The sequence below is a fragment of the Arthrobacter sorbitolis genome (genome assembly GCF_054510995.1).
Genome location: NZ_JBTNDM010000011.1, coordinates 26,744 through 44,625 on the forward strand (window position 1 = coordinate 26,744; position 17,882 = coordinate 44,625).

The window sequence follows — 17,882 nt, forward strand, 5'->3', positions numbered from 1 at the left end:
ACGATCAGGGCCGACAACGGGAACGGTGAGACCGCCGGTCAGCGGGGACGAGTCGTCCCGCTACCGCCTCACCGGGCGATTCGTGGAGAAGGATGGACTCCCCGTCATCCCCGTCTCCGGGGAGATGCACTACAGCCGGGTACCCCGCGACCAGTGGCGGGAGCGTCTCAACCTCATGAAGGCCGGAGGCATCACGGTCGTGGCCACCTATGTGTTCTGGCTGCACCATGAACCCCGGCAAGGAGCCGTGTCCTTCGCGGACCGACTCGACCTCGCCGCCTTCATCCGGTTGTGCGGGGAGCTGGACCTGGCCGTCGTCGTCAGGATAGGCCCCTGGTGCCATGGCGAGGCCCGCAACGGCGGCTTCCCGGACTGGGTGCTCGATTCGCCCGTGCACCACCGGACCGACGACCCCGCCTACCTGGCGCTGATCGCACCCTGGCTACGTGCGATCGGACGACAGATCGACGCCCTCTGCCGTCCGGGCGGACCCGTGCTCGCGGTCCAGCTGGAGAACGAGCTCTACGACCAGCCCGGTCACCTCAGCACGCTGAAGGAGATGGCGATCGACAGCGGCATCACCGCGCCCTTCTGGACGGCGACGGCATGGGGCGGGGCGGACCTCCCGCTCGACGACGTCGTCCCGCTCTTCGGTGGGTACGGCGACGGTTTCTGGGTCGATGCGGACCAGCCGTGGGACCCTACGTTCCGGGCACACTACTTCTACTCGCACGACTGGGACGACCCCGGCATCGGCGCGGACCTCCGGACAGCACCGGGGGCGGCAGGCCCGGCGGCCGGTCCGTACCCACCGGCGACGTGCGAACTCGGCGGAGGGATGGCCACCGCGTACCATCGGCGGCCCCGCCCCGACGGCCTCGACATCGCCGCCGTCGCCCACAACAAGATCGGCAGCGGCTCCGCCTGGCAGGGGTACTACATGTACGCCGGAGGGACGAATCCCTCACCCCGCGACCACGCCTACACGACGGGCCTGCAGGAATCGCACGACACCGGGTATCCGAACGACCTGCCCCGGTACGACTACGATTTCCACGCACCGGTCGGAGCGTCCGGCCGGCTCGCGCCCAGCCACGCCCACCTTCGACGCCAGCATGCCTTCCTGGACGCCTTCGGCGCGCTCCTGGCCCCGCTGCCGTCGCGGCTCCCCGACGTCCGCCCCTCAGGGGTCGACGACACGACGACCCTTCGCTGGGCCGTGCGGAGCAACGGACGCACCGCCTTCGTCTTCGTCACCTGGCATCAGCCCTACGTGCCGCTCCCGCCCTACGCGGGCGCGCGGTTCTCGCTGACGATGGACGGCGCGCCGGTGGAGTTCCCGCCGGCGCCCCTCGAGATCCCGGCCGGGACGATCGCCCACTGGCCCGTCGGCCTCGTCGTCGACGGGATCGAGCTGGAGTGGGCGACCGCTTCGCCCCTGACGGTCCTGCACGGCGAGGACGGCAGTGTCCTCGTCCTCACCGCGGAGCCCGGCATCCCCGTGAGCTGGCACTGGGCCGACGGCATCACCGTGACGCCGGACCAGCCGGACGACGACGCCGGGTGTTCCGGTTCGGGGTCCGTCACGGAGGTCAGGACGTATCGGTGCACCACCGGGACGGCCCACCTCGACGTCGTCGTCCTGCCCGCGCCGGAGGCGACCAGGGCCTGGGTGCTCGGCTCCGGCAGCGGGCGCCAGCTGCTGCTGTCCGAGGAGCCCCTCTGGCTCGAGACCGACGGGACGCTCCACGGGCGCTCGGAGGCCCTCCACCCCGAGGTCGTCCGCTACACCCCGTCGACGCGGTCCTTCACCGCGGTGCGGACAGGGACGGCCCCCGTCGCGGTGGGGCGGCGTCGGCTGGACGTGGCCCCCCGGAGGCCCGCCGGCACGGTGCCTCCGACCTACGGCACGTCGGCCGGTCGCGCGAGTGCCCCGAGCGGCGAGACCATCCGGGCGCTGGGCGCCTCCTACGGGATCAGCCTGCCGCCGCTCGAGCAGTCGCCGATCATGCGTCGGGAGCTGGAGATCCGGTGGACCGGCGACTGCGCGCACCTCGCCGGCAGGGCAGGCCTCTTCTCCGATCGCTTCTGGGACGGATCCTGCTGGATCGTCGACCTCGACGCCGCCCCCGTATCCGCCGGGGAGGAGATCCTCCTGACCGTGCTGCCCCTCCACGAGGACGCGGACGTCCATCTCCCGGCGGACGCGCGCCCGACGTCTTCCTCTCCCTACCGGCAGCGCGGAAGCGTCGAGTGCGTCACGGCCGTGACGTCCTGGCACTGGGCGGAGTCCGTCCCCTGACGCGCGCCGGACCTGATGCCGTTTCCGTGCCAGGCGCGTCCTTCATCGGCGGGGCCCGCGGCAGACAACTGCCCGGCCGCTGCGGAAGAGTGGTCGGGACACGGCCCGGAGGCGGAGGAGGACAGCATGCCCGTTGCAGAGGGCGCCGATGGCGTGCAGGTGTCATGGACCGCGGAGGGCTGCGGCGAGCCGCTCCTGCTGATCGCGGGCCAGGCCACGGGCGCCGCCGGCTGGACCCCGATCGTCGCCGAGCTCGCGCAGGGCTTCCGGGTGATCCGGTTCGATCACCGCGGCGTCGGCCTCAGCACCGAAGGGGACCCTGACGCGTACTCCACCCGCCTGTTCGCCACGGATGCGACCGCCGTGCTGGACGATGCAGGGGTCGACCGGGCCCACGTGTACGGGCACTCGATGGGCGGGCGGGTCGGCCAATGGCTGGCGATCGACCACCCGCAGCGTGTCGGCGCCCTGGTCCTGGCCGCCACGTCGGCGGGTGGGCCCTCAGGCCGTCGCCGTGCCCGGGACGCGACGGCCGCGCTGTACAGCGGTGACCCCGCCCGCATGGAGCCCTACTTCTTCGATCCCGAGTGGGCCGGGCAGCACCGGGACGACGTCCGGACGTTCTTCGCGTCCCGCGCGTCGACGGCGGCGAAGCGCGGACACTTCAGGGCGAGCAGGGATCACGACACGCGGGAGAGCCTCGGCGCGATTGCGGCAAGGACCCTCGTCCTGCACGGGACCGAGGATGCGCTGACCCCGCTCGAGAACGCGAGGGCGCTGTTCGACGGGATCCCGCGCGCCACCCTGGTGAAGGTGCCGGGAGGGCGGCACGGCTTCCATCTCGACCATCCGGGAACCGTGCAGTGGATCGGGGACTTCGTCGTGCGCGGCCGGTGAACCGCCGTCTGCGCGGCGTGGGGCTCACGCGGAGGCCGGTTTGTGCGCTTCCTCGTTCCACAGCGTGCTCATCTCGTCCATGGCGCGCGTCATGATGGACAGCATCGCCGCGTGTGCATCGGAGGAGTTGCCGCGCTGGATGGCGCTGGCCACGTCCACATGCATCTGCAGCGCCTCCTCGTGCGGGTGCTGCGGCATCAGGCCGTAGTGCGTCCGGCCCGCGAGGACCTCTGCGACGAGGGAGTGCAGCATCCCGAACATCTCATTGCCCGAGCTCGAGAGCACGAGGCGGTGGAACTGGATGTCGAGCCGCAGGAACAGGTCGGTGTCCCCGCTCTGCCCGGCCTCCCAGAGCTTCCCCGACAGGCCCATGAGCTCGCTGGCGCTCGCGAGCGGCGCGCGCAGGGCCGCCAGCGACGCGGCCTGGGGCTCGACGGCCGTCCGCAACTCCGTCAGGGACCGCAGCTGGGCCACGCGCCCGTGGGATGCCAGCCGCCACCTGATGACCTGGGGGTCGTAGAGATTCCACTCGGCCGCGGGCCGGACCTGCACGCCGACGCGCCGGCGCGATGCCACCATGCCCATGGATGCCAGCACCCGCAGCGCCTCGCGCACCACCGACCGTGACACCCCGAACCGTTCCTCGAGCTCGTCGATCCGCACGATCGACCCGCTCGCCATCTCCCCGCTGCACATGGCCAGGCCCAGCCGGTCCACCGTGGTGGCGTGCAGATCCAGGGCCGGCAGGAAGACTCCTTCCATGCCGGGGACTTCAGCTGTCGCATGCGTCGAGGCCATGAGGTGAGCGTAACAAAGTCAGATCTTTATGGCCCCGAGTCTTCAAAAGTATGATCTATGACACTAGGGTGAGGGCATACAGCAGATGTGTCACGCATCTACTCCCCCTGCGCCGCTCACTGACGGCGCTCCTCAATGAAGAGAAGTGGAGAAATTGTGGAACGCAGGAACTCGCGCGTCCTCGCAATGACCGTCCTGACGGTTCTGGCCGGAGGGTCGCTGGCAGCTTGTAGTGGCGGGGGCGGCGGTGAGGGCGAGGCAGGATCCGACACGGTCCGTGTCACCCTCGCCAACCACGTCTGGACGGACGCCGTCGTCGAGGCCATCCCGCAGTTCGAGGAGGAGACCGGCCTGACGGTCGAACTCACCCAACTCGGCGAGGACCAGCTCTCGGCGCAGTACAACGTGCAGCTCAATGCCGGCACCGACGAGATCGACGTCATGATGTACCGGCCCCTGCAGGAGGGCAAGCTCTTCGCCCAGAACGGGTATCTCGCCGACCTCACCGACCGCGTGAGCTCCAACCCGGAGTGGGAGTGGGACGACTTCCAGGAGGGCCCGGTCGATTCCACCACCTTCGAGGACCGCGTCGTCGGCGTCCCCACCATCACCGAGCGCGAGGTCCTGTACTACCGCAAGGACCTGCTGGAGAAGGCGGGACTCGAGGTGCCGAAGACCTTCGAGGAACTGGAGGCCGCCGCCAAGCAGATCAAGGAGGAGAACCCGGACATCGCCGGTTTCGTCGCCCGCACCGGCAAGTCGCCGGCCGTCACGCAGTTCTCCAGCTTCCTGTACGGCTTCGGGGGCGACTTCATCGACGACGAGGGCAACTCCGCCGTCGCTTCCCCGGAGGCGAAGGAGGCATACGCCTACTACGGCCGCATGATCAACGACTACGGACCCGCGAACGTCAGCACCGACATGAGCTGGCCCGAGGCGATGGCGATCTTCACGCAGGGCGGATCGGCCTTCTACACAGAAGCCGACAGCCTGTACCAGAACGCCACCGACCCCGCCAATTCGCAGGTGGCCGAGACCGTCGGGTTCGCGCCCATGCCTGCCGGGCCCGCCGGTTCCAAGCCCTACAACGTCCCCTCGTGGGGTCTCGGCATCAACGAGGCCTCAGGGAACCAGGACAACGCGTGGAAGTTCATCGAATGGGCCACCAGCCAGGAGATGGTGATGGAGATCCAGCAGCAGGGCGTCCCGGGGCCCCGCAACTCCGTCTGGCAGGACCCCGCAGGGACCGAGACCTACCCCGAGGACCTCGCGGCAGCCATCGAGGTCAGCGCCGAGAACGGCGTCGGTCATGACCGTCCGCTCGTGGTCAACGTCGGCGAGGCACGCGAGATCGTCGGCGACCCGATCGTCGTCGGCATCACCGACGGCGACGTCGACGCCGCCGCGGACTCGGCGGACGAGGCGTTCCAGCAGTTCCTCGACGACGAACGCGAGTAGACCCGCCGCCCGGCCGTCGCCGTCGTCCCGCCCAGGGGCGACGGCGACCGCCGCCGTACGAACCGACAGAACTCCCGAAGTTCCAATTCCCGAGGACGTGGATCATGGCCGTCGCCGCACTTCCCCCCAAGAGAGTCCCGCAGAAGCAGAATGCGTGGAAGGCCTACTCCGACTGGGCCAACGAGCACCGTAAATGGCTGTTCGCAGCCCCGGCCATGATCTTCGTCGCGATCCTCATCGTGTTCCCGCTGGGCTGGACGCTCTACCTCAGCCTGACCGACGCCTCGGGCTCCGTACGGGCCGAATCCGACTTCATCGGGTTCGCCAACTATGCCGACGTCCTCACGGACACCGAGCGTTTCTGGCCGGCCGTCGCGCGGACGTTCGTCTTCACCGCGGTCGCCCTGACCGTCCAGCTGGTGCTCGGCATGTCGATCGCCCTGCTGCTCTGGCGGCCGTTCAAGGGCGAGAAGTGGGTGCGCGTCGCGATCCTGCTCCCGCTCGTCGCCACGCCCGTGGCCGTCGGCATGATGTGGCGCCTCATCTTCGATCCGAACATCGGGTTCGCCAACCAGATGCTCGGGCTCGTCGGGATCCCGCCGCAGCCCTGGCTGTCCGGCCATTACTCGGCCCTGCCGACGGTCATCTTCATCGACATCTGGCAGTGGACGCCCATGGTCGTCATCATCCTGCTCGCGGGACTCACGTCACTGTCGGAAGAGCCGGACGAAGCCGCGAGGATCGACGGCGCCAGCGCCTGGCAGCGCTTCCGGTTCATCACCGTCCCGCTGCTCATGCCCACCATCATCGTGGCGATCCTGCTGCGGAGCATCGACGCCCTGAAGACCTTCGACCTGCTCTACGCGACGAAGGGCCGCGGCGGAGGGTCCTTCCACGAGGTCGAGACCCTCAACGTCTACGCGTACGGGCTCAGCTTCGACTACAACGACTACGGCCTCTCCTCGACGGTCCTGATCATCTTCTTCCTGATCATCGTCGCCGTGATGTTCGTCCTGACCCGCCGCCGGAAGGAAGTGCAGAAATGAGTCTCGCCGCACCCAGGTTGATCCAGCCAGGAGCCGACGATGCAGCCCGCTCCGGCGCTCCGGCCCGGCGCAGGAAGCCGTTCCGCTCGCGCGCCTACAAGGTGTTCCGGGTCGTGGCCCTCATCCTCGTGGTGGCCGCCTTCATCGCCCCGCTCGTCTGGATGTTCCTCGCCTCCCTCAAGACGAACGTGGACATCTACGACGCCGGCAAGACGCTCGTGTTCACGCCGACCACGGCCAACTACGAGACGGTGCTGGGCCGGAACAACTACCTGTCCTTCGTGTTCAACAGCTTCTGGGTGGCGTTCGCCTCCACCGCGCTGTCGCTCATCATCGGGATACCGGCCGCCTACGCGATGAGCCGGTTCGCGATGCGGCGCTCGGCACTGGTGGTCCTGATGGCCCGCATCATCCCCGGCGTCAGCCTGCTCGTGCCCTGGTACTACGTCTTCTCGAACCTCTCGATGGTCGGCGGCTACAGCGTGCTGATCCTCTCGCACATGTTCGTGGCCCTCCCGCTGATCGTCTACATCCTCATGTCCTACTACGACTCGATGCCCCTCGAGCTGGAGGAGGCAGCGCGGGTGGACGGACTGACCCACATCGGCGCGTTCCTGAAGGTCACCCTGCCGCTGTCCATCGGCGGGATCGCAACGGCGAGCATCCTCGCGTTCATCTTCTCGTGGAACAACTTCATGTTCGCCCTCGTCCTGTCCGGCGCCGACACGAAGACCCTCCCCGTCGCGATCTTCAACTTCGTGGCCTACGCGAGCATCGACTGGGGAGGACTCATGGCGGCGTCCGTCGTCGTGACCATCCCCATCATGGTGATCGCGCTGTTCACCCAGAAGTACATCGTGTCCGGGCTCACCGCCGGCGCCACCAAGGGATAGGCCATGGACAACGGACGAGCCCCCGTCATCGTGGTGATGGGGGTCCAGGGCTGTGGCAAGAGCACCCTCGGGTCGATGCTCGCCGACACGCTCGGCGTCCCCTTCGTCGACGGCGACGACCTGCACCCCGCGCGGAACCGGGCCCTGATGTCGGCGGGGACCGCCCTGACCGACGAGGACCGCCTGCCCTGGCTCCATGCCGTCGGTGCCCGGCTCGCCGACGGCACCCCGGGCGGGATCGTCGTGGCGTGCTCGGCCCTCAAGCGGACCTACCGTGACCTGTTGCGGGGGTACGCCCCCGGCGTCGCCTTCGTGCACCCCTACGGGCCACGGGACCTCGTCGCCGCCCGGATCTCGCTGCGCGAACACGAATACATGCCGCCGTCACTCCTCGACTCGCAGTACTCCACCCTCGAGCACCTCGACGACACGGAGGACGGAATCGTCCTCGACCTCGGATCCCGCCCTCAGGAGCTCGTCTCCGACGCGGCAGCGTTCCTCGATGAAAGCAGGACCCGTGCGTATCAGCAGGATTGAGACCTTCCTCGTCCCGCCCCGCTGGCTGTTCGTCCGCGTGGAGACGGACACGGGGATCGTCGGCTGGGGGGAGCCCGTCGTCGAGGGGCGGTCCGAGACCGTCCGCACCGCGGTCGACCAGCTGTCGGAACTGCTCATCGGCGCGGACCCGCTCCGCATCGAGGACAACTGGCAGGTCATGACCAAGGGATCCTTCTACCGGGGAGGGGCCATCCTGGCCAGCGCGGTCGCAGGGCTCGACCAGGCGCTCTGGGACATCCACGGCAAGTCCCTGGGGGTGCCCGTGCATCAACTCCTCGGCGGGCATGTCCGGGACCGCATCCGCATGTACGGGTGGATCGGCGGTGACGAGCCCGCCGAGATCGCCGACGCCGTCGCCGCCCAGCTGTCCGTGGGACTCACCGCGGTCAAGATGAACGCGAGCGGGCGCATGAGCCCCATCGCCAGCGTCGCCGAACTCGACGACGTCGTGCAGCGCGTAGCGGCCGCCCGGGAGGTCCTCGGCCCCCACCGGGACGTCGCCGTCGACTTCCACGGCCGCTTCACCCTCGCCAACACGCGGCGTGTGGCTCCGCTCCTGGAACAGTTCCACCCGCTGTTCCTCGAGGAACCCACCGTGCCGGAGAACTCGCACCTGATCGGGGGCCTCACGCAGTCCACGTCGATCCCGGTGGCGACCGGCGAGCGGCTCTACAGCCGGCAGGAGTTCCTGCCGGTCCTCCAGGCGGGCATCGCCGTGGCGCAGCCCGACCTCTCCCACGCCGGCGGTATCACCGAGGTGCGCAAGATCGCCTCCCTCGCCGAGGTCTACGACGTCCAGCTGGCACCACACTGTCCGCTCGGCCCGCTGGCGCTCGCGGCCTGCCTGCAGGTCGGATTCGCCACCCCGAACTTCCTCATCCAGGAGCAGAGCATCGGGATCCACTACAACCAGGGCGCGGAGGTCCTCGACTACGTGCTGGACAAGACACCCCTGAAGTTCGTCGACGGCTCCGTCGAACGCCTCACCGCGCCCGGACTGGGCATCGAGATCGACGAAGCCGCCGTCCGGCGCGTGGACAAGCGCGGTCACGCGTGGCGATCGCCCGTCTGGCGGCACGACGACGGCGCGTACGCCGAATGGTGACGGAAGGACTCCCCATGGACACCCCCACTCTCCTCGCAGGACTCGGGACCTCCCGCCTCCTGGCGATCATCCGCGGCACCGACGCCGACGCCTGCTTCAGGACGGCGACGGCGCTGGTGGACGAGGGCGTCGACTTCCTGGAGGTCTCCCTGAACTCGACGGATGCGGTGGACGTCATCGCCCGCATCCGGGCGGAGACGGACGGCCGCGCCCACATCGGAGCGGGAACGGTCCTCACCGCCGACGATGTCCGCCGGGTCGCCGAGGCAGGAGCGGAGTTCATCGTCACGCCGGCCTCCGGTCCCTCACTCGCCGCCGCCACCGGACGCGGGATCCCGGTCCTCGCGGGGGCGCTCACCCCGTCCGAGGCTTACGCGGCGATGAGCCAGGGAGCCTCGGCCATCAAGCTGTTCCCCGCCTCCCTCGGTGGCCCCGGCTATCTGGCCGCACTCCGCGACCCCTTTCCCGGCATCCCCTTCATCCCCGTGGGAGGTGTCGACCAGGACGCCGCCGTCGCCTATCTCGGGAAGGGCGCACTCGCCGTCGGCGTCGGGTCCCCGCTGATCGGCGATGCCACCGGGGGCGGGAGCCTCGACGCCCTCCGCCGCCGCGCCCGGGGGTTCCTCACCGCGGTGAAGGGCGTCTCCCCATGACCCTGCCGGAAGTGGACGTCCTCACGTTCGGGGAGACGATGGGATCGATCCGCACCCCGCGGCCGCTCCGGCTGGGCGGGGGCATGTCCATGTCGCTCGGCGGCGCCGAGACGAACGTCGCGATCGGGCTGGCCCGCCTCGGCCACCTCGCACGGTGGGCAGGACGCCTGGGCGACGACGGGATCGGGGACTACGCCCTCCGCACCCTGCGCGCGGAGGGCGTCCTGACCGACGCCGTGTCCATCGACCCCGTGCGGCCCACCGGCCTGATGATCCTCGAGTCGCAGGGGGCGGGACTCTCGCAGGCCACCTACTACCGGTCCGGGTCCGCCGCCTCGGCGATGGGCCCCGACGACGTCGAAGCCCCCGTGCGGGCAGGATGCCGCATCCTGCACCTCACGGGCATCACCCCTGCCCTGTCCGAGAGCGCCGCCGCCGCCGGCCTCGCTGCCGCCCGCCAGGCACGGGCCGCCGGCATCACGGTGTCCTTCGACGTGAACTTCCGCTCGAAGCTCTGGGGGACGGCCCGCGCGTCCGAGGTCCTGGCCGGGATCGCCGCCTACTCCGACATCGTCATCGCGTCGGAGGACGAACTGCTCCTGCTCGGCCCCGCAGGTTCGAGCGAGGAGGATGCCGTGCAGCATCTCGGCGCGTCCGGGGTGCGCGAGGTCGTCGTGAAACGGGGCGCCGACGGCGCCACGGGGTGGGACCTCGCGGGGAGTGCCGCAGGCTCCGTCGAGCACCGGGACGCACTGGACGTGCCCGTCGTCGACACGGTCGGTGCCGGTGACGCCTTCACCGCCGGGTACCTGTCGGCGACCCTCGACGGACTGCAGCTGGGCGAGCGCCTGGACCGCGGTGTGGCGCTCGGGGCCTTCGCCGTCTCCGACAACACCGACTGGGAGCGCCTGCCCACGAGGAAGGAGCTCGCCCTCGTGGGCCGACCGTCCGGGACGACAGTCCGCTGAGCAGTCCGCTCGGCCGTCCGATCAGCAGCTCGACGAGTAGAAGGAAGACCATGAAGATCCGTTCCGCAGAGGTCATCGTGTCCAGTCCGGACCGTAATTTCGTCACCCTGAAGATCACGACGGAGGAGGGGCTGACGGGACTCGGCGATGCCACCCTGAACGGCAGGGAACTGGCGGCCGCCTCCTACCTGGAGCACCATGTGGTGCCGCTGCTCATCGGGCGGGACGCCCACCGGATCGAGGACACCTGGCAGTTCCTGTACCGCGGGGCCTACTGGCGCCGCGGACCGGTGACGATGGCAGCGATCGCCGCGGTCGACGTCGCACTCTGGGACATCAAGGCGAAGGCCGCGAACATGCCGCTCTACCAGCTCCTGGGCGGGGCGAGCCGGACTGCGGTGCGGGCCTACGGGCACGCGAGCGGCCGGGACATCCCGGAGATCATCGACTCGGTGCACGAGCACCTCGAGCTCGGCTACAAGTCCATCCGCATCCAGACCGCGGTCCCGGGCATCGACGCGGTCTACGGTGTGGCGGCCCAGCCCACGTCCGGCGGGGCCCGCTACGACTACGAGCCGGCTCAACGCGCCGCCCTGCCCGCCGAGGAGGACTGGGACACCCGAGCCTACCTCCGGCACATCCCGACCGTGTTCGAAGCGGTCCGCAACGAATTCGGTCCGGAGCTGCCGCTGCTGCACGACGGACACCACCGCATGACGCCGATCGAGGCGGCCCGGCTCGGCAAGTCCCTGGAGCCCTACGATCTCTTCTGGCTGGAGGACTGCACGCCGGCCGAGAACCAGGACGCCCTGAGGCTCGTCCGCCGGCACACCACCACACCCCTCGCCATCGGCGAGGTCTTCAACACGGTGTGGGACTACCAGACGCTGATCCAGGAACAGCTGATCGACTACGTCCGTTCGGCGGTGACGCACACGGGCGGGATCAGCGCCCTGAAGAAGATCCTCGACTTCGCCGCCCAGTACCAGATCAAGTCGGGCATCCACGGTCCGACGGACATCTCCCCGGTAGGCATGGCTGCAGCACTGCATCTCGACCTGGCCATCCACAACTTCGGCATCCAGGAGTACATGCGCCACGGCGACCTGACGAACACGGTGTTCGAGCAGTCCTTCACGTTCACCGACGGACACCTGCACCCCGGCGACCAGCCGGGACTGGGCGTGGAACTGAACATGGAGGCGGCGAGGGCGCACCCCTACACCCCGGCCTACCTGCCCTTCAACCGGTTGAAGGACGGGACCATCCACGACTGGTGAACGCCCGGAAGCATCCTTCCGGCTCCCGTGCAACCGGAAGTTCACGACCGGACCGACGCTAGGCTGAGGCGTCGGTCGACGGTCGTGGGCGCATGCGCACGGGGTTCGTCGTACCGCGGTGACCATGGGGGATGGGGCGACGGAAGCATGGACGTTCGAGCAGCGGGCGGGAGGGCGTGCATCACGCTTCTTCGTCCGGCCCTCATCCGCCTGACGTGGTTGCCCGGGACCGAGGTGCACACCGAGGACGCCGACGACGTCCTCGAGCGCAGCCTCCTCGTGGTCGACCGGGTCCCGTACGCGATCCTGGTGGACATGCGCAATATCCGCAGCCTCGACGCCGGAGCACGTGCCTCCTTCGCCGCCGACCGGAATGTCCTGGCTGCGGCGATGCTGGGCTCCACGCCGATGGACCGGGTCCTCGCCGCATCGGCGGAGCAGGCTCTCCATCCAGCCCGCTACTTCACCGTCGAGGCTCTCGCGCTGAGGTGGTTGTCCGGTCATCTCCCTGATCCCCACCAGTCCCTGGTGGGCTCCGGGGGCGAGGGCTGTCGGTAGTGTGCATACCAGCGGCGGCCGGAGGGCCGCCGGAGAGATCATGGGGGCGGGACAGTGAGCGATGCGCCGGGTGCCGCGGGGGAGCCGTTCTCCGCCGCGATGCGGGACGGTGTCCTGTGGATCGGCTGGCGGGAGCGCACGAGCGTCAGCGATGATGCTGCTGCCGCGCTGGTCGGGCGCGCCAACGCCCTCGCCCCGGACGTCTGCCCGCCGATGCTCGTGGAGCTCAACGGCATGGTGTCCCTCAGCCGGGGCGCACTCCTCCTCTTCGCGAGGACCCTGAACATCGCCGCCATGGCGATCGTCGGCCCGTCCGCCGTGGACAGGACCCTCGCGGCCTTCTTCACCGAGGTGCACCGCCCGCCGTACCCGACCCGGCACTTCGACCAGTGCAGCGAAGGGCTCGCCTGGCTGATGGATCATCCCCACGCGGGCTGAACACCCGGGTAGCCGTGCCGCCGTGCGCGGCGGCGTTCCAGCCGGAACTGCGTGGGGGCCACCCGCCGTGTCCCGGCCGGATGGCCCCCGACGCACGGAGGGCTACTTCCTGAACGCGTCCTTCACGTTCTCCCCGGCGCCCTTGACGTCGGCCTTGGCCTGGTCGGCGTGGCCTTCCGAGCGGAGGCGCTCGTTGTCGGTGGCCTCGCCGACGCCCTCCTTGACCTTGCCGGTCACCTTCTCCGCCGCGTTCTTGATCTTGTCGTCCAGTCCCATGGAATTCTCCTCTGTCGTGTCGTGCTCTTGGATGACCGGCACGCTGGTCGCGGCCGGGGTTCGTGGTGCCCTCAGGCGCGGAGTGGCACGCCCTCGAGGGTGACGGAGCCGTCCTTCTTCGGGTCGGCTCGGACGTCGACCCCGATGGCCAAAGCCGCCGGTTCCCGGCCGAGGGTCTCGCGCAGGTCGTGCCTGATGCGCTCCTCGACGTCCCGGAGGACGCGCGGGATGTCCGCATGGCAGGTGGTGACCACGCGGACCGTGACGTCCGGAGTCCGGGAGGACCCGCGGACGACGGTCTTCGCGCCGGTCACGTCGTCGAGCTCCCCGACGCGGCTGCTGATCGCGTCCTCGAGGAGGGTGGGTCTCAGGACGGTCAGTCCCCTGCCGTCGGGGTCCTCGAGCTTGAGGGTGGAGGCTCCGCGCTTACGCGGTACCTGCGCCAGGAGCCACAGGACGGCGAGGATCCCGAGGACGGTGCCGGCGGCGGTGAGGACGCCGGCGAGCACCGGGTCCCCACCTGTCAGCAGGAGGACCGGCTGGTCGCGGTCCGGCGCGCGCAGTCCGGAGAGGGCGCCGGGGAGGGCGCCGTCGAGCACGCCGAGGCCGATGGCCGTGGCCAGTGCCCCGCCGCCGAGGAGGATGATGCCGGTGATGGTGAGCCAGACGCGGTTGAGGCGTCCTGCGGTGTAGCGCATGATGGGTCCTCGTCCTAGTTCCGGTGGGTGCTGACACTCACGGACACCCGGGGTGGGTGCGCGAGATCCAGCGCATCGATCCGCTGCTGCAGCGTGCGGGTCACGGTTGCCTTCAGTTCTCCGCGCTCCAGCAGGTAGGTCGCGACCCGGACCTCGGCCCTGCGGTTGGGAACGGCCGTCCTGGCGGAATCGACGCCGTCGATCGTGGTCGCGACATCGGTCAGGAAGGTCTCGAGCCCCCTGTTCCTCAGCGCGGCTCGGGCGACACCTCCGTGGTTGATCACGTGGGCGTCGTACCGGCCCGGTACCAGGGCGATGAGGATCAGCAGCAGGCCGGCCACCGCGGTGAGGATCGCCGCGGCGAGTACCGCCTGGTCCGACCAGGGCGCCGCGGTCACGGTAGCGGCCGCGTCGAGCAGGCGGGAGTCCCCTGCCAGGGCGGTGACGCCGGCCCAGACGGCTGCCGACGCGGCGCCCAGGAGCAGGACCGCGCAGATGATCGCCGGGATGCTCCGGGCCGGGCGCCTGCGGATCGTGGTGCTACTCATTGCAGGCTCCTGGAGGGTCGGTCGGCTCCCGTGGTGAGGGCCTTGATGGTGATGTCGATCCGACGCACGCGGAGGCCGGTGACCCGCTCGAGTGTGCTCGTCACGTGTCGGCGGATGTCCGCCGATCGCGCCGCGATGTCCGCCGGGAAGTCGAGTGCGATGTCGAGGAAGACCGTGACACCGGTGCCGCTGAGCTCCATCGAGGCACGGGGGCGGTGCCCGGCTCCTGCGTGCCGTCCGACGCCCAGTACCCCTCCGCCGAATCCTCCGACGAAGGGGAGTTCGGAGGCGCCCTGTGCGGCGACCTTCTCCACGACCTTCTCGCTCATCGTGAGCGTCCCCCGGCCGCGTGCTACCGGCGGGTCCGGCCGACCCTCCGGGGCTGTTCCTGCCGCGGCGTGGTGTGGGAGCGGGGGTGCCGGCTGCCGGACGCCGCTACTGGGCGTGATGATGGCCATGGGGTGTCAGCTCCGCCGGCCGCGGGAGCCGGCGAAGTCCTGCAGGTCGAGCTTGCCGTCGAGGAAACGCCCCACCAGGAGGCCGGCCGCCGCGAAGAGGACGACCGCCAGGAACTCGAGGAACCCCCCGAAGATCGCGACGATGCCGAGGAGGAGCCCGACGAACAGGCCGATAGTGCTACGTGACATGACAGTCCTAAGAAGTGGTGCGGATGGGGCGCGCCGGTCCGGGGCCCACCGGGAGCATCCTCCCGGGGCCCGGACCGGCGACGGGGATCGCGGCGAGTGGTTACTCGAGTTCCTTGCCGGTCGAGGACGTCTTCGTGCCGTTCGGGGAATCGTCGGAATCGTCGTCCGTGGGCAGGTGCACGTCGGAGACCGTCACGTTGACCTCGAGGACCTCGAGGCCCGTCGCACGCTCCACCGCGCTGATGATGTTCCTGCGGATGTTGTTGCTGACGTCCACGATGGACGCCCCGTACTCGACGACGACGGTGACATCGATCGCGGTCTGCTTCTCGCCCTTCTCGATGCTGACCCCGCCGGAGGCGTTGGTCTGGGATCCGGGGATGCGCTCGGCGAGCTGGTCGAAGGCACGGCGCGCCGCGTTGCCCATGGCGTGGACACCCGGGACCTCACGAGCGGAGATGCCGGCGATCTTCTGCACCACGGTATCGGCGATCGACGTGTTGCCCTGATCGGTCTGCAGGGGGCTCGCGGCCTGGTACTTCGGGGCCTCGCGCACCTGCTCCACCTGGCGCTTCTGCTCCTCGCCCGTGGTGGGGACTGCCGCTACGCGGCGTGCTGCTGTGCTCTGATCCTCTGCCATCTGAATCGATGTCCTCTGTGTGGGGGATGGTGCCGTACACAGGTAAGGACGACGCCGCTCCTGATTCGTCACGCCGATGGCTCGGAATCTTTTCCTGAGGCTCCGTCGGCCGCTCCGGACGGGAGCAGGCACGACCGCCGGTCTCACCGGCCCCCCACCTCCGGGTCCGCACCGGTCGGAAGGAGTCCCGCGCGTTCGCTTATGCTTTCCGTGTCGATGCGCGCCCCGGCGGACCGCGCCGACCCACCACCCTGCAGGAAGGAGGCATGCCCGATGGAACCCATCCCTGACGACCCGGGCGTGCCGGGGCCCGCCGGGACGCACGACCCCGACGGGCCAGGAGCCGGCCGATCCTTCGACGCCCTGATCGACGATGCCGCGCCGACGGCGATGATCGGGCGCAGTTCCGGGACGCGGGAGGAGGTGGCGCCGACGCCCCGATCCACGCCCGATGCGGGCGACGCCGCAACAGCCCAGGAGACGCGCGGGCCGGAGGCGGTCCCGTCGTCCGAGCAGATGGAGGTGTCCCTGGACGAGCTGGACGAATCGACGATCGTCGCCCGGGCCCAGGACGGTGACCTCGATGCCTTCGAGTGGCTGGTCTCCGCCTACCAGGGAGGAGTCTTCAGGCTGGCGTTCAGGATGCTGGGTGATCATGCCGAGGCCGAGGACGTCGTGCAGGAGACCTTCATCGCCGCCTGGCGGAACCTGCCCACGCTCTCCGCCCCCCAGGCCTTCATCCCCTGGCTGTACCGGTCCGCGACGAACAAGTGCTTCGACCTGCTCCGCGGCCGCCAGCGCCGGCCGGTGGATCCTGTCCCGTTCGACGACGAGGGAGGATCCGACGGATCATCGGAGTCCGCGCTCCGGGAAGGCGGGACCGGAGGCCGGATGCTCACCGCACCCGGCTCGAGGACCAATCAGGATCCTGCGCTCCACCACGAGACCGAAGCCCAGATGCAGGCGCTCGCCGACCTGCTGCAGACCATCCCCGCCGGTTCAAGGGCCTGCTGGCTACTGCGGGATGTCCACGACTTCTCCTACGCTGAGATTGCAGTGATCGTGCAACTACCCGAAAGTACTGTCCGCGGACGCATTGCGCGGGCCCGACGGCTCCTCGCGGAAGGGATGCAACCATGGCGTTGAACGAGGATCAGCCGCGTCTGGGGTGCGGGCGGATCATCGACGACGTGTGGGAGTCCATCGACCGGCCCCCTACTCCCCACGAAGAGGGATGCCCGGACTGCCGGAGTGCGCGCCTGGCGCTTCACCACCTCGCAGCAGTCACGGGATCACTGCGCGACCGTGACCGCGACGACCCCGCCCTGCAGCCCGGCGTCAGGGTCAAGGAGGCGATCATGATGGTCGCCCGTGCCGAGATCCGGCGGAGTCGACGCACACCACTGGCCACCACACCGCTGGGCACCATCGACATCAGTGAACAGGCGCTGAGCGGGCTCATCCGGTTCGCGGCATCCACGCTCCCCGGGGTCCGCGCCCGCCGCTGCACCATCGCCAGTGCGCAGACGGCCCCTCACCCCACGACCGCGGCGGTGGACGCCGAGGACGTGCGTATCACCCTCACCGTGGCCATCTCCTCGCAGGTGAGGATCCCCGCCACCATGGATCTGCTCCGTGAACGGGTCGACACCATCGTGCGGGCCCAGACGTCCATCACCATGCAGCAGATCGACATCATCGTGGAGGATCTCTATGACGTCTGAGCAGCCCCTGCAGGCGCAGCTCGCCGACCTCGACGCGCTCGCCGACGCTCTCAGCGCCGCCCTCGCCGGGCATCCCGGGGTGGTGCGCCTGGAACCGACCGTGCGCAGCGTCATCGACCGCTGGACACCGGCGGCCCTCGACCGACTGCACAGGGAGCTCAGGCCCGCCGCGTCGCCTCCCGCCGTCACGCGCGACGGACTCGTCCTCACGCTCACGGACGCGGTCCTCGACCTGCAGGTCGACATCGCCACCGACATCAACGGATCCGCACTCGGCCTGGCGCGGGAGGCGCAGGACCTCGCCGCCGCCCTGGTCCGGGCGCACGGCCTGACCGTCGGCCGGGTCGACGTCACCATCCTGGCCATCGAGGGGGCCCCGGCCGCCTGATCGACCC

The 17,882-nt window shown here is 69.8% G+C and carries 22 protein-coding genes; 15 read left to right on the forward strand and 7 right to left on the reverse strand.

Translation table 11 applies throughout. From position 1 onward, the window contains the following. Positions 1 to 25: 25 nt before the first annotated feature. Together ACX80K_RS15195 and ACX80K_RS15200 are read left to right on the forward strand one after the other, a co-directional pair. A complete protein-coding gene (locus ACX80K_RS15195) occupies positions 26 to 2,302 on the forward strand; it encodes a beta-galactosidase (protein ID WP_459272731.1) in 2,277 nt (758 codons plus the stop codon). 126 nt (positions 2,303 to 2,428) lie between these two features. Next, positions 2,429 to 3,199: an alpha/beta fold hydrolase gene (locus ACX80K_RS15200; RefSeq protein WP_459272732.1), complete on the forward strand. Its 771-nt coding sequence runs from the start codon at positions 2,429 to 2,431 to the stop codon at positions 3,197 to 3,199. Positions 3,200 to 3,223: 24 nt separating this feature from the next. Here the strand turns inward: ACX80K_RS15200 and ACX80K_RS15205 are convergent, their stop codons facing one another. Then, the gene (locus tag ACX80K_RS15205; protein WP_459272733.1) at positions 3,224 to 3,997 is read right to left on the reverse strand and encodes a FadR/GntR family transcriptional regulator; all 774 of its coding nucleotides are present in this window, start codon (positions 3,995 to 3,997) and stop codon (positions 3,224 to 3,226) included. A 156-nt stretch (positions 3,998 to 4,153) separates the two neighbouring features. On the opposite strand from ACX80K_RS15205, the gene ACX80K_RS15210 reads away from it, so the two are divergent. The 10 genes from ACX80K_RS15210 to ACX80K_RS15255 all read left to right on the forward strand — a co-directional run bounded on the left by ACX80K_RS15210 (position 4,154) and on the right by ACX80K_RS15255 (position 12,954). Continuing rightward, a complete protein-coding gene (locus ACX80K_RS15210; protein ID WP_459272734.1) occupies positions 4,154 to 5,455 on the forward strand; it encodes an ABC transporter substrate-binding protein in 1,302 nt (433 codons plus the stop codon). A 104-nt stretch (positions 5,456 to 5,559) separates the two neighbouring features. Then, positions 5,560 to 6,501, forward strand: a complete 942-nt coding sequence (locus ACX80K_RS15215; RefSeq protein ID WP_459272735.1) for a carbohydrate ABC transporter permease — start codon at positions 5,560 to 5,562, stop codon at positions 6,499 to 6,501. Beyond that, a complete protein-coding gene (locus tag ACX80K_RS15220) occupies positions 6,498 to 7,394 on the forward strand; it encodes a carbohydrate ABC transporter permease (RefSeq protein ID WP_459272736.1) in 897 nt (298 codons plus the stop codon). The genes ACX80K_RS15215 and ACX80K_RS15220 overlap by 4 nt, the downstream gene beginning before the upstream one ends. Before the next feature lie 3 nt (positions 7,395 to 7,397). Continuing rightward, the gene (locus tag ACX80K_RS15225) at positions 7,398 to 7,931 is read left to right on the forward strand and encodes a gluconokinase (RefSeq protein WP_459272737.1); all 534 of its coding nucleotides are present in this window, start codon (positions 7,398 to 7,400) and stop codon (positions 7,929 to 7,931) included. Next, a complete protein-coding gene (gene dgoD / locus ACX80K_RS15230) occupies positions 7,897 to 9,057 on the forward strand; it encodes a galactonate dehydratase (RefSeq protein ID WP_459272738.1) in 1,161 nt (386 codons plus the stop codon). Before ACX80K_RS15225 ends, dgoD begins: the two co-directional genes overlap by 35 nt. A 14-nt stretch (positions 9,058 to 9,071) precedes the next feature. Next, positions 9,072 to 9,710: a bifunctional 4-hydroxy-2-oxoglutarate aldolase/2-dehydro-3-deoxy-phosphogluconate aldolase gene (locus ACX80K_RS15235; RefSeq protein ID WP_459272739.1), complete on the forward strand. Its 639-nt coding sequence runs from the start codon at positions 9,072 to 9,074 to the stop codon at positions 9,708 to 9,710. Further along, a complete protein-coding gene (locus ACX80K_RS15240) occupies positions 9,707 to 10,678 on the forward strand; it encodes a sugar kinase (RefSeq protein WP_459272740.1) in 972 nt (323 codons plus the stop codon). Before ACX80K_RS15235 ends, ACX80K_RS15240 begins: the two co-directional genes overlap by 4 nt. Positions 10,679 to 10,728: 50 nt before the next feature. Next, positions 10,729 to 11,958: a D-mannonate dehydratase ManD gene (gene manD, locus ACX80K_RS15245; RefSeq protein WP_459272741.1), complete on the forward strand. Its 1,230-nt coding sequence runs from the start codon at positions 10,729 to 10,731 to the stop codon at positions 11,956 to 11,958. Positions 11,959 to 12,105: 147 nt separating this feature from the next. Beyond that, positions 12,106 to 12,516, forward strand: coding sequence for a DUF7793 family protein (locus ACX80K_RS15250; protein ID WP_459272742.1), 411 nt, complete (start codon positions 12,106 to 12,108; stop codon positions 12,514 to 12,516). Positions 12,517 to 12,570: 54 nt separating this feature from the next. Further along, entirely contained in the window at positions 12,571 to 12,954 is a 384-nt protein-coding gene (locus ACX80K_RS15255; RefSeq protein ID WP_459272743.1) for a DUF7793 family protein, read from the forward strand. A 102-nt stretch (positions 12,955 to 13,056) separates the two neighbouring features. On the opposite strand, the gene ACX80K_RS15260 is transcribed toward ACX80K_RS15255, so the two are convergent. The 6 genes from ACX80K_RS15260 to ACX80K_RS15285 all read right to left on the reverse strand — a co-directional run bounded on the left by ACX80K_RS15260 (position 13,057) and on the right by ACX80K_RS15285 (position 15,763). Then, on the reverse strand, positions 13,057 to 13,230 hold the full coding sequence (locus ACX80K_RS15260) for a CsbD family protein (protein WP_459272744.1): 174 nt from the start codon (positions 13,228 to 13,230) through the stop codon (positions 13,057 to 13,059). 71 nt (positions 13,231 to 13,301) lie between these two features. Beyond that, positions 13,302 to 13,928, reverse strand: a complete 627-nt coding sequence (gene amaP, locus ACX80K_RS15265) for an alkaline shock response membrane anchor protein AmaP (protein WP_459272745.1) — start codon at positions 13,926 to 13,928, stop codon at positions 13,302 to 13,304. A gap of 14 nt (positions 13,929 to 13,942) precedes the next feature. Then, a complete protein-coding gene (locus ACX80K_RS15270; protein WP_459272746.1) occupies positions 13,943 to 14,476 on the reverse strand; it encodes a DUF6286 domain-containing protein in 534 nt (177 codons plus the stop codon). Next, on the reverse strand, positions 14,473 to 14,934 hold the full coding sequence (locus ACX80K_RS15275; RefSeq protein WP_459272747.1) for an Asp23/Gls24 family envelope stress response protein: 462 nt from the start codon (positions 14,932 to 14,934) through the stop codon (positions 14,473 to 14,475). The genes ACX80K_RS15270 and ACX80K_RS15275 overlap by 4 nt, the downstream gene beginning before the upstream one ends. A gap of 6 nt (positions 14,935 to 14,940) precedes the next feature. Then, positions 14,941 to 15,123, reverse strand: coding sequence for a DUF2273 domain-containing protein (locus tag ACX80K_RS15280; RefSeq protein WP_459272748.1), 183 nt, complete (start codon positions 15,121 to 15,123; stop codon positions 14,941 to 14,943). Positions 15,124 to 15,223: 100 nt separating this feature from the next. Beyond that, entirely contained in the window at positions 15,224 to 15,763 is a 540-nt protein-coding gene (locus ACX80K_RS15285; protein ID WP_459272749.1) for an Asp23/Gls24 family envelope stress response protein, read from the reverse strand. 273 nt (positions 15,764 to 16,036) lie between these two features. Here ACX80K_RS15285 and ACX80K_RS15290 point away from each other — a divergent pair, with 273 nt between their 5' ends. The 3 genes from ACX80K_RS15290 to ACX80K_RS15300 are packed head-to-tail and all read left to right on the forward strand — an operon-like array spanning position 16,037 to position 17,875. Continuing rightward, on the forward strand, positions 16,037 to 16,909 hold the full coding sequence (locus ACX80K_RS15290) for an RNA polymerase sigma factor (RefSeq protein WP_459272750.1): 873 nt from the start codon (positions 16,037 to 16,039) through the stop codon (positions 16,907 to 16,909). Next, positions 16,900 to 17,487, forward strand: a complete 588-nt coding sequence (locus ACX80K_RS15295) for an Asp23/Gls24 family envelope stress response protein (protein ID WP_459272751.1) — start codon at positions 16,900 to 16,902, stop codon at positions 17,485 to 17,487. The genes ACX80K_RS15290 and ACX80K_RS15295 overlap by 10 nt, the downstream gene beginning before the upstream one ends. Beyond that, a complete protein-coding gene (locus ACX80K_RS15300) occupies positions 17,477 to 17,875 on the forward strand; it encodes a hypothetical protein (RefSeq protein ID WP_459272752.1) in 399 nt (132 codons plus the stop codon). The genes ACX80K_RS15295 and ACX80K_RS15300 overlap by 11 nt, the downstream gene beginning before the upstream one ends. Positions 17,876 to 17,882 lie beyond the last annotated feature (7 nt).

What these genes read in the sequence shown, in the direction of transcription:
- ACX80K_RS15250 (WP_459272742.1), top strand. Translation starts at nt 12,106, where the DNA reads ATGGACGTTCGAGCAGCGGGCGGGAGGGCGTGCATCACGCTTCTTCGT.
- ACX80K_RS15280 (WP_459272748.1), bottom strand. Translation starts at nt 15,123, where the DNA reads ATGTCACGTAGCACTATCGGCCTGTTCGTCGGGCTCCTCCTCGGCATC.
- ACX80K_RS15275 (WP_459272747.1), bottom strand. Translation starts at nt 14,934, where the DNA reads ATGGCCATCATCACGCCCAGTAGCGGCGTCCGGCAGCCGGCACCCCCG.
- ACX80K_RS15285 (WP_459272749.1), bottom strand. Translation starts at nt 15,763, where the DNA reads ATGGCAGAGGATCAGAGCACAGCAGCACGCCGCGTAGCGGCAGTCCCC.
- ACX80K_RS15295 (WP_459272751.1), top strand. Translation starts at nt 16,900, where the DNA reads ATGGCGTTGAACGAGGATCAGCCGCGTCTGGGGTGCGGGCGGATCATC.
- ACX80K_RS15220 (WP_459272736.1), top strand. Translation starts at nt 6,498, where the DNA reads ATGAGTCTCGCCGCACCCAGGTTGATCCAGCCAGGAGCCGACGATGCA.
- ACX80K_RS15225 (WP_459272737.1), top strand. Translation starts at nt 7,398, where the DNA reads ATGGACAACGGACGAGCCCCCGTCATCGTGGTGATGGGGGTCCAGGGC.
- ACX80K_RS15200 (WP_459272732.1), top strand. Translation starts at nt 2,429, where the DNA reads ATGCCCGTTGCAGAGGGCGCCGATGGCGTGCAGGTGTCATGGACCGCG.
- ACX80K_RS15215 (WP_459272735.1), top strand. Translation starts at nt 5,560, where the DNA reads ATGGCCGTCGCCGCACTTCCCCCCAAGAGAGTCCCGCAGAAGCAGAAT.
- ACX80K_RS15205 (WP_459272733.1), bottom strand. Translation starts at nt 3,997, where the DNA reads ATGGCCTCGACGCATGCGACAGCTGAAGTCCCCGGCATGGAAGGAGTC.
- ACX80K_RS15240 (WP_459272740.1), top strand. Translation starts at nt 9,707, where the DNA reads ATGACCCTGCCGGAAGTGGACGTCCTCACGTTCGGGGAGACGATGGGA.
- amaP (WP_459272745.1), bottom strand. Translation starts at nt 13,928, where the DNA reads ATGCGCTACACCGCAGGACGCCTCAACCGCGTCTGGCTCACCATCACC.
- manD (WP_459272741.1), top strand. Translation starts at nt 10,729, where the DNA reads ATGAAGATCCGTTCCGCAGAGGTCATCGTGTCCAGTCCGGACCGTAAT.
- ACX80K_RS15260 (WP_459272744.1), bottom strand. Translation starts at nt 13,230, where the DNA reads ATGGGACTGGACGACAAGATCAAGAACGCGGCGGAGAAGGTGACCGGC.
- dgoD (WP_459272738.1), top strand. Translation starts at nt 7,897, where the DNA reads ATGAAAGCAGGACCCGTGCGTATCAGCAGGATTGAGACCTTCCTCGTC.
- ACX80K_RS15235 (WP_459272739.1), top strand. Translation starts at nt 9,072, where the DNA reads ATGGACACCCCCACTCTCCTCGCAGGACTCGGGACCTCCCGCCTCCTG.
- ACX80K_RS15270 (WP_459272746.1), bottom strand. Translation starts at nt 14,476, where the DNA reads ATGAGTAGCACCACGATCCGCAGGCGCCCGGCCCGGAGCATCCCGGCG.
- ACX80K_RS15300 (WP_459272752.1), top strand. Translation starts at nt 17,477, where the DNA reads ATGACGTCTGAGCAGCCCCTGCAGGCGCAGCTCGCCGACCTCGACGCG.
- ACX80K_RS15290 (WP_459272750.1), top strand. Translation starts at nt 16,037, where the DNA reads ATGGAACCCATCCCTGACGACCCGGGCGTGCCGGGGCCCGCCGGGACG.